The 10,545-nt window shown below is 45.2% G+C and carries 4 protein-coding genes; all 4 read right to left on the bottom strand.

The window, feature by feature from the left end; genetic code table 11:
- Positions 1-306: 306 nt before the first annotated feature.
- Positions 307-924, bottom strand: a complete 618-nt coding sequence (locus ASG89_RS10395) for a GNAT family N-acetyltransferase (protein WP_057310509.1) — start codon at positions 922-924, stop codon at positions 307-309.
- A gap of 98 nt (positions 925-1,022) precedes the next feature.
- Entirely contained in the window at positions 1,023-2,456 is a 1,434-nt protein-coding gene (locus ASG89_RS10390) for a DHA2 family efflux MFS transporter permease subunit (RefSeq protein WP_057310508.1), read from the bottom strand.
- Positions 2,457-2,805: 349 nt separating this feature from the next.
- Entirely contained in the window at positions 2,806-4,593 is a 1,788-nt protein-coding gene (locus tag ASG89_RS10385; protein ID WP_057310507.1) for an S-layer homology domain-containing protein, read from the bottom strand.
- A 65-nt stretch (positions 4,594-4,658) separates the two neighbouring features.
- A complete protein-coding gene (locus ASG89_RS10380) occupies positions 4,659-10,529 on the bottom strand; it encodes a sugar-binding protein (protein WP_057310506.1) in 5,871 nt (1,956 codons plus the stop codon).
- Positions 10,530-10,545 lie beyond the last annotated feature (16 nt).

Genomic DNA, 10,545 nt, shown 5'->3' with positions numbered 1-10,545 from the left:
GTTATCTTTGTTGCCGCTTTCATCTTTCAAGCGAGCATCAGACTTCTCGGGAATTTCACCATCTCTTTCTCCCCCTCAGGTTGTTTTTAAATGCTACCCATTCATTGTAATGTAAACGGTTTCCCCAAAAACTCTAAATTTCAATGAAAAAACTACAAAAATACAGACTAGCTTTTTTCATGGCGAAGTGAATTTAGGTTTTCTAACTTTCAGACAAAACAAACCCGGGCTTGCCTGCTAAGCTGCCCGGGTTCATATTCGTATCTTATTCACATACATCTAGGTCGATTATCCAGAACCTAGACACTAACTATCCAAACTTTTCCCCAATATAGACGTAATTGGTTTCCCATCTTTATACACCGTGTGAAGTAATTCAAGTGAATGTTTATTGTAAAACAAGATGCCCTTCGTATTATTAGCCCCAGTGGCTAAATGATATCCATGTACACCTCGCGAACGAAGGTTTTCTTCATATGCAGATAAAAGCAGTCCTCCATAACCAGAACGCTGATATTCAGGTAGTATATTTATGTGTAAATGTGCAGGATAATCGGTGACATCCAATCCTATATCCAGATTGCGTCTGAAGAATAAAAGTCTGCGATTCTCCTCTAGGTACTCAAAGGATTGTTTGGTGAGCACTTCAAAACGTTCTTTTAACTTTGGAAGATATGTTTTCTCAAATTCATTCTCGTATGCATTCGTATCAGAAGCACAAGTGATATACCCTACAACCTTGGTGGAAGTAGGATGCTCGAGAACATAACAGTTTTGCGGCTCTGTCACCAGAAACTGCCTAATCCAACGAAGCGCAAGCATTTCATGATCTGCTACTGGTGACTTCCCCCAATGGCAAGCCAATATAATCTTTACGATGTCATTTTCATCTGTTGCTTTACTTTTACGTAAAATAACCTGCATCTATTAACCTCTTTTCACTATGAGCAAAAAAGGAGCCGCGACTAAGCCAGCTCCTCCTTATGCTTTTTTTAGAAAATCCAGTCCACCTAAAAGAAAAATCAGTGCATCGAATTCATCGGCGCATGCTTAATGTTGACGCGGCGGATAAAGAACGCAACAGCTAGCCCAATGAGTGTTACAGTCATCGCGAAAACAAACACATTTTGGGAACCGAACATCATGGCATTAGCCATCTCAACCGGTTCACTCGGCACTGAAGATTTGATCAAATACTTCTCCATGCCACTTGTAAGGATGCTAATTGCTATTGCCGTACCGATCGCACCCGCAACCTGTTGCAGCGTGTTCATGACTGCAGTTCCGTGCGGGTAAAGTTCCGGCGGCAGTTGGTTTAGTCCATTCGTTTGCGCCGGCATCCATACCATAGAGATACCAATCATGAGACCAATATGCAAAGCTACGATAAACGCGACAGAAGATGCAACAGAAATACTGGAGAAAAACCACAATATCACCGCTACGAGGAAGAGTCCAGGGATTACGAGCCACTTAGGCCCATACTTATCGAACAAGCGTCCCATACGCGGCGACAAGATACCGTTTAACGCGCTGCCTGGCAGCATCATGAGACCGGTAGTGAACGCAGATAGTTTCATCCCGTTCTGGAGATACATTGGCAAGATAATCATACTCGATAAGATGATCATCATACACGACAGCACAAGAAGCAGCCCCACGATAAACATAGGGTACTTGAAGACGCGCAAGTTTAACATCGGCTCGCGCATTAACATCTGACGCAATGTGAACAATACAAGCGCAATGAGGCCTATGACGATCGAGGTGAGCACAACTACACTAGTCCAGCCTCCCTCCCCTTCGCCTGCCTTACTGAAGCCAAATACGACACCGCCGAAGCCTATTGTTGACAATATAATGGACAATGGATCAATGCGCGGTCTCGTGACCTCGGTGACGTTGTCCAGGTATTTCAATCCTATCAAAAGCCCTATGACTAAAAATGGAAGAGACAACCAGAAAATATAATGCCATGTTAAATATTCGATTAAAAGACCCGCCACAGTAGGGCCAGTCGCCGGTGCGAACATGATAACTAGGCCAACGAAGCCCATCGCTGCCCCGCGCTGCTCCGGAGGGTAAACGACGAGAATTGTATTAAACATCAGCGGAATTAATAAGCCCATGCCGGCTGCCTGAAGAACGCGAGCGACCATCAGCATTTCGAATTTAAGAGCAAGCGCTGCAATCAATGTCCCAACAATTGAACTTGCAAGCGAAACAATGAAAAGCTGTCTAGTTGTCAACCATTGCAACAGTAAACCTGTCATCGGCATTAGTATACCGAGAGTTAGCAAAAAGCCTGTCGTTAACCATTGGGCAGTAGCGGCCGAAATCTGAAACACGTCCATTAAATTACTAATAGCTATGTTGAGTGCCGTCTCGCTGAACATGCCCACAAAGCCGCAAATGAGCAGCGATGCCATGATAGCCCGCGTATTATATTGCTTCATATGAATTTCACTCCTTCTCCTGAAAACTATTTTGAATAGTTCTCTATCTTTTTGGTTGCGCTATAAAATACATTAGAATATGCACTTTCACATGCCCCAAAAACAAATTAAACCATTTTCTACCTCTGAGGTAGATAACAATTTGGGTATCTACTGTAAGAAATTCTAATCTCATATAATAATACAGAATATATGTTCTCATGTATAGATGTATTTTTGAACTACCCAGCAAGTTATTCCTCTTTATATCTGTGGGGATCGTATTTGCCAGCTAAAATGAATGTTAAACGAAAAAAGGCTGTCAGTCTCCTCAAGGAAGCAACAGCCTTCTCTATACTTTACTAATTGGTTAATTATTGTAGATCCTATACATTAATACGGCTGCTTGCACTCGGGTTGTGTTCTCTTTCGGATGAATGCCTTGGGCATATCCTGTAATAAGTCCGGACTTCACAAGCTCTTCAACATTGTTTCGTGCATAATTAGCGATCAGCGCTGTATCTACGTAATCCTGGAGCGTTGCTTCGCTTTGAACAACTGGCATTTTCTCAGCAGCTTTCAATGCCCTCACTGTAAGTACAGCCATGTCCTCACGTGTGATTGGCTCATTGGGATGATATTCATTGCCCTCGATTCCCTCCACAATTCCTAGCCCGCGTGCACTGCGTAATGCATCGTCATAATACGCTCCCTCTGACACATCTGCAAATCTCTCACCTGCTTCACCCTCTAGGCCAAGTGTGCGTAAAAGAAGCAATAAGAAATCCGCCCTGCTTACTTGGCTCATTGGTTGGAAATGCTCGTCAGAAGCACCATTGACGATTCCCTTTGCTGCCAATACTTCAATCGGATGCTGTGCCCATTCTATACCAGTCATATCTGCGAAGGTACGGATAACATAAGTGAGAGCATAGGTGCTGAAGTGGGTTGTCGTAAAATTTACTTTATGGGTTGTTTGATCATATTTGCCGCTTGGGACTGGCGTCACCTTCCCCTGTCCATCCACGTACCATACGACAATGTGTTCCGGATCTTTCAGCTCCTCTTCTGTTGGTGAGTAATCCATGCTGATTGTAACAGGCGCCTTCGGGTTGCTCCATGCTACTGTTTTATCATCCGAAACGACAGCCAGATCGATGATCGGATGTTTGCCGATTCGCTGTTGTGCAGCAGGGTCCAGCTTGCTAACATCGACTTTCCCAATGCGAATCCCGATATTGTCGCCGGACAAAGCACCATTCTTGAACATGCCGCTCGGTGCGGAAACTGTTGCCAGCGGGGTATTAATAATAACGTTGATATTATCCTTCGGAGTGGATAAGGCAGCAACAGGCAGCTTCATCTCATAGGTATTTGTTTCTTCTGCTTCCTCAAGCTTCAAGTGAACATTGATTTTATTTTTATTTGCCAATGGAATTTGGCTTAACGCTTTATGCCATGTATCCGAATCAATGGAAGATGATGCGGTTTTCGTTAGTTGATTAACCAAAACCGGAGTATCCAATACGATATCGACTGGTTCGGGTTTATCTGGTTTATCTGGTTTATCTGGTTTATCTGGTTTATCTGGTTTATCTGGTTTATCTGGTTTATCTGGTTTATCCGGTTTATCCGCGTTATCCGGGTGGTTGCTGGTGTCGCCTGTTCCTTGCCCACTGTCAATCGCAACCGAGATGCTTGTCTTCGGCGCTGCTATCGACTTCACAAAATGAGAGTCTACCATCTCAATCCTTGCGAATTCGAACGTACTGTTCCCGCTATTTGTAGCTTCGAAAGCTAATGTACCCAAGAGCAAGTCTCCATTTTCCCCATCCTTATGCCCCGTCTTCGTAAAAGCAAATTGAAAGATGCCTTCACTCTGCAATTCTTCATGTGACTTTTGGAAATATCCCATTATGTCCGCTCTTGCTCTCTTGACTTTCCATAAGTTCGGATTAAATAAAATGGTGAACTCATAGGCATACAGATCGCTTAGGTTCTCTCCATGAATATATACTTCAAATTCCTGGCCAATTGCTCGATGTTCCTCGGTACCCGATATTGAGAATCTTGGATCTGACTTTGCAAGCACCGCTTGTGGAAGCATAGTCAATAATATAATCATCGTTAGTACGATCCAGTGCTTTTTTCGATTCAATTCATTATGCCTCCATCCGATGAATGATAGGAGGAAGGCTACGCCTTCCCCCCAGTCAGAGCATGTTAATTCAACAATTCACTTGCCAATATGGCCAAATCTAAGATGTCGATCACTAAATCATCATTCAGGTCTGCTCGCTGGATATTGCTCCAGTTGACATCTGTTGATGTTTTACCAAAGAATCCAATCAAACTGCCTAAGTCCCCGATGTCAAAAGCTCCACTTTTATTAATATCAAAGGGTGGGAATGCAATGATCGACTCTGTGAAGGTTAATGCTGCGCCTTGCAAGGTGCTTACTGCTTGATCGACTTCCAGTTGAGTAGCTGAAGTATTGTCCATGACAGCTTGCGCTGCATCAATTGCTGCCTGCAGTATGACCTTAGAACCGATCGGGTATTGACCTTCGTCCACTCCTTCAACAGATGAACTATAAAGACTTTGTGCGCCCTGGATTGCAGCTATCAAAGCAAATTTATCAACAACTGTTATTTGTACGTTTTGTGTTATTTCCTGAACCTGTGATACGAAGCCGCTAATGTTGGTAATGGTGTTGCCCGTAATCGAGAACGAGGAAGCTCCAGCTTGTGCTGTCGACTTCACTATAAAGCTCAATTTCAGCAAATCTCCGTCACTCTTCACGGCATCCTCCACTTCAGGGCTCGCTAAGATAAGATGTACAACCCCCTCATTCAAGGACTGACCTACAACTAAATACCCATCCTTCAAGTCATCCACCGAAACTAAATCAAATACGGCAGGGTCGTAGGTTACTTTCAAATCCTCAGCTACAATGAAGCCTTCAACATTGGTAAGACCGAAAGTAAGATCATAAGGTTGACCGGCAGCAACGGTTGGCTGTCCTGTCAATGTTGCCGTTGCGGATACGGGTCCAATCTCAACTGGCTCAGTTACGCCATAAGTGAACGTCACCTTATTGATCGTACTGGTCCAGTTGTCGTTTGCAAGGTTCCCATAAGGGAATACAACCCTCAAATACTTGTTCCCGCTTGCCATACTGTCCAGCTTAACGCTTAGCGTATTATAGCCGCCTGAAGTGCTGAGCTGCGTCTGAGCAGCAGGAAGCTGCGTGAAGCTAGTTCCATCCGTCGAACCATACACGGCGAAGCTGACGGAAGCAGGTAATCCGGTCCAATTGGTGACATTAATGTCGAAAGAACGTATGTCGCCATCCGGAGACTTGTAGGTCACATATTCCGGCTCCATAAGGTCGTCATTGTTGTGGATAAATCGGTTACCGTCTCCAGCATAATTACCCAATGTTCCACCAACCACGTTCCTGATATGGGAGGTTTTATCAAATAACTGGCTTAAATCAATGGCGTCATCCGTGAACTGTGCACTTGGGCCGACTGGTGGAGGGGTGACCTCACCATAATATTTGAAAGATATACCCATAAACTGTTCCTTCCAATTCTCCAATCCAGGGAATACGATCTTCAAATACTTGGTTCCTGCCGGCAAATCTCTAGCTGTGTTGCTGAATACGGAGTAGCCGTTTGCACCTCCAATGAGTTTGGATCCAGCCGTAATTTTCGTGAAATTTACACCATCTGCAGAGCCATAAAAGGAAAATTGCGGCACATTCGAGAACAAACCTGTCGTAATGTCAAAAGAATAGATATCTCTTACTGGTGATTTATAGACGACATATTCAGGATCTGTCGGATTGTCGACATTGTGCGTCATTCTACCAGCGTCGTCTGCAAAGTTTTCAGGATGCCCAGGAGAATTAACAATATGAGCCGACTTCGCGTAAAGCTTGGTCAGGTCAGCGGCATTGTCGGTAAACTCCAACAATCCTTCTGGTTCAGGCTCGGAGTTAACTGGCAATGCTAAGCTTAAGTTGTGGATCAATAAATTTCCGAACGCGGATGTATTCCGCCAGTTATCAGCGGTTCCATTCCACATCAACTGATTTTCACGGTTTCCACTGTTTTGCCCATCATCGTCATTGTTCCCGATATCCAGCCCAAGCGTAATGTCGCGAGCAGGCGTAATTCCAAGACTTGCCCATGGAATAGCCAATTCAACTGAAAATCCGCCATTTATATCCTTTTGCGCAAATTGAACGTTGCCCATGGCACCAATCATGCTCATTACGCCGTCATGCCAGCGCAATGTGATCTGATGATCCTTCGCATCATAGGTTGCGCCTTGATTATGGTCGGCATCCAGATAGATTTCAACCGAGTCATCTTGGTAAGGTTGAGTAGAATCCTTCTTCAAGTCTGCGTCAAGCACCCTGACTCCCACGTACAAATTCTGCGTATCGCTGAGCGTTCCGAAGCTGACACTATTATTCGATGTACCTGTAATACGCTTGGTTACATTGCTTCTAAGCGCCCAGTACGGCTCATCAAGCGCCCCATCCACCGTTAAGGTGCCTGAAGGTTCAAGGGCCACTGCCACATTCTTGCCATCGTTCAAGATCAGGCTTCCGAAAGCGACTGTGCTGCGCCAGTTATCCCCATTCCCTCGCCACATTAATTGACTTTCACGATTTCCGCCATTGTTACCGTCATCGTCGTTATAGGCGACGTCGAAGCCTATAACAGAATTGGCTGTCGGAGGTTGAATGCCAATTCCGCTCCAAGGAATGGACATTTCTACAGTAAACCCGCCAGCGATATCTTTCTGCGCGAATTGAATACCGGTTATGTTTCCACCCACGGAGAGCGCAGCATCATGCCAGCCCAAGGTGATCTGGTGATCATCTGTTCCATAAACACCACTTCTACTGTTATCGCCGTCGATATAAATTTCAACAGAATCATCCTGATACGTTGTTGTTGAACCAGAGTCGTTCTTCAAATTAGCATCCAGCACCTTGACCGCAACATAGAGATTTTGCGCATCCCACATCGTTCCAAATGTAAGATTGTTGTCGGAAGTTCCTGTAAGCATTTTTTCAACTCTGTTGTTGACGGTCCAGCCATTCTCCGTTAAATCTCCATCAATAGCTGGGGCGGACAACGCGGGCTTTGCTGCAGTTACACCTGGCGTTAATGCGCCATCATCTACCGGATTAGATACCACATTTACAACTGCCTGTGAAGAATTGCCTGCAGCATCTGTGGCAATAACCGTTATCGAATTCGAACCTTTGTTGACACGTACAACAGAAGTAAATGTATGGTCAGGCTTCAGGGTCGTTGGTATACCATTTACTGTAATTACCGCATCCTCATTGACACTACCATTCAATACATAACTCGTTCCTGCCGTTGCTCCATCGGTCGGCACAGTCAATACCGGCGCGTTAGGGTCGTAAATGACATGAATCGTCGCTGGCACTGCTTGTTGATTCAAAATGTTATATGCCGAGGCAGTAACTGTGTTATCACCTACTTGCAAATTCAATTCTGTGCTGAAATTCAACGTTGAAGGTGAACCCGAGTCAGAGCTAGAGCCTGATTCTGAATCTAAACCAGAGTCTGAACCCCCGGTATATACGATTTTGACATCATCTACATTGGGTGAGTACAAATTAGCTGTTGCATCCTTTGAAAATCCAACACCCTTAATGGTGTTCCACATAATCGGTAAATTGCTTATCGCTCCAACTGCATCATAATGCACGGCGGCATCGAAATCGTTAAACGGAATTGTCACCTGCACCCATTTATTCCCGTAATCGCTTGCAGCGAGATAGTTCGTCAACGGTACACGAGCTTCCACAACAGTTCCATTATTCACCGATTCCAAAACGGCAGAGAAGCTGTTTTCTTTGGACTTGGTGTAAACCCAGAACTGAAGTCCTGCTGAATGATGAGATGATGAATAATCCTCCAACACAGCATGGCTCGAAGCATCGGTGAAAGTAAAACCTATACGTGAAAATACATTCTGCATCTTTAATCTCAACGAAGTACTGCCTTCTGCAGGCACTAAAACTGTGGTGCTATCTCTAACGGCCTGCGAACCTGTGCTAAGCGTGCTGAAGCCGCCATTTGCTTCGGTCAAATTGTAGACAGAGGAGACATAGTTATCGTCAAAAACTTTCCGAATTAATTCGCCAGCCGGATGATCTACTGGTACCTCAGGAGCGCCAACCTGATAGGTAGCTTCTGACACCGTCTGTCCACCGGCCTCTTGCTTAATTTTCACTGTACCACTGCCATTTGTTCTGCCCGAAACCGTATAGGCACTTTGCCTCACATAATTCAGGTTGCTTTGGTCCAGTGTCACGCCTAAATAAGCCGGATTGTATCGAATAAACAGTGGAACAGGGTCCCCCTGATTACCTAATGTGTCCGTTGCAACAGCCGAAATTGTATTATTACCTAGCTGAAGTGTTACCGTTGAACTGAAACTAAGATCACTTGCGACAGTTACCGATTGCCCGTTAATTTGCAGCGTTCCCGCCTCATCTAGATGGCCGGAAATCGTAAATTGCGAATCTCTCACTGCATATCCGGCATCGCTCGTAGATGAGCTGCCCAATTGATCAAACGTAACATGAGGTGGCGCCGTATCCGTATCGGATGTCACGATTACAGACACGCTCTTCGCTGGCAGATTGATATCAGAGGCTGTACCTCCTTGAATATTCCTCGATGCGGCAAGCGTCATATCTGCTCCCAATGGGATGCTCGAAGTCAGTTGACTAACGTTCGCCGTCGTTCCCGTTAATCCATTCACATTTACCGTTTTGGCCTGATCTGTTGAGTTGACAAGGAGCGCAACAGTTTTGGTTCCATCGACGAACGCGACTGCATCCATCCATACCGCATCCGTAGTAACAAGTCCGGAGGCAGGGTCTGCGCTGATCCTTCTAACTTTGGACCCAACAGAAACGTTGTTGAAAATATGGCTTAGCACATAGAACGCCTTTGATTTGGTAACGGTAACTCCGTCACCGTCTAGCAGCACCTCACCGACATCGCTCGGATGCCTGCCATTTGCCCAGCCTAGCCACCAGAACCAGTAATTATTTTGAATTAACGCCATATCGCTGGTTAGTCGCCGTGCGGCATTAATTGCCATATCCATCTCCGATACACCGGCGATCAATGTGCTGTATTCTGTTTGCCATTTGTCCTTCTCTGGGAATAAACTCACAACTTGCTTATAAGCCTTATACGAGTCATTGTTGTCATATCCTTTGGCGAAATAACTATGTGAAGCCAACCCGCCAATGGCATTATACAGCTCTGTGTCATTGCTAAGTGCAGAAAAATTTTGACCGAGAAGCAGCTCATTCTCATAATAAGCCGCACCCTCAGGACCCAGTAATTGTACTTCCGTTAATCCGGCAGCATCCAGCTTGGAACGCAGCTGCTTGGCGACACGTTGATATTGGGTACCGTTATCTCCTCCCCAATAACACCATTCGCTAATAATTTGCGATAGAGGCTCATTTTGGAAGCTAAGTACTTTAGGCGCACTCGCTCCATGAGCCACAAGCCATTGAATGGCTTTTACAAGGTAATCTGTATATGCATTTTCTTTCTCAGGTCGAAGCCTAACGTGCTCTGATCCTGTCCAGCCATTGACGGTTGGATGCGTTTTCATTCCGACGGGAGGGGACCATACTGATATCATGTAATCATGCATCCCTCTATCTTCAGCAACATGGATAAGATTATAAACTTCTTGCATCTTGGCATCAATCAAGTTGCCGTCTCCATCGCCGGAGACCGTTGGGAGTAAAACTCTAAACATCGTGGCGCCCAAGTCGTTGAACAGCGCTTGATGAGCCCCCGTTTTACCCATGAAATCCCGGTTCCAGTCTGCACGATTCCATGATGGGAAAATCCCCCAGCCCTTGACTGTTTGTTGATCAACATCTGATATGTTTAAGTCATATACCGCCTGCGTGGCGGCACTTGCATGAAAAACGGGAACGCCGGACAGCAACATCATTAAGGTGAGTGCTATACTGAGCGTCCTGAAGATCAGCTTATTCATTAATATCGACCTCATT

The sequence above is a fragment of the Paenibacillus sp. Soil766 genome (genome assembly GCF_001428105.1).
GTDB lineage: Bacteria > Bacillota > Bacilli > Paenibacillales > NBRC-103111 > Paenibacillus_E.
Note: the sequence above shows the minus strand (reverse complement) of the source record. Positions and strands in the feature narration are given on the sequence as shown.

What these genes read in the sequence shown, in the direction of transcription:
- ASG89_RS10380 (WP_057310506.1), bottom strand. Translation starts at nt 10,529, where the DNA reads ATGAATAAGCTGATCTTCAGGACGCTCAGTATAGCACTCACCTTAATG.
- ASG89_RS10395 (WP_057310509.1), bottom strand. Translation starts at nt 924, where the DNA reads ATGCAGGTTATTTTACGTAAAAGTAAAGCAACAGATGAAAATGACATC.
- ASG89_RS10390 (WP_057310508.1), bottom strand. Translation starts at nt 2,456, where the DNA reads ATGAAGCAATATAATACGCGGGCTATCATGGCATCGCTGCTCATTTGC.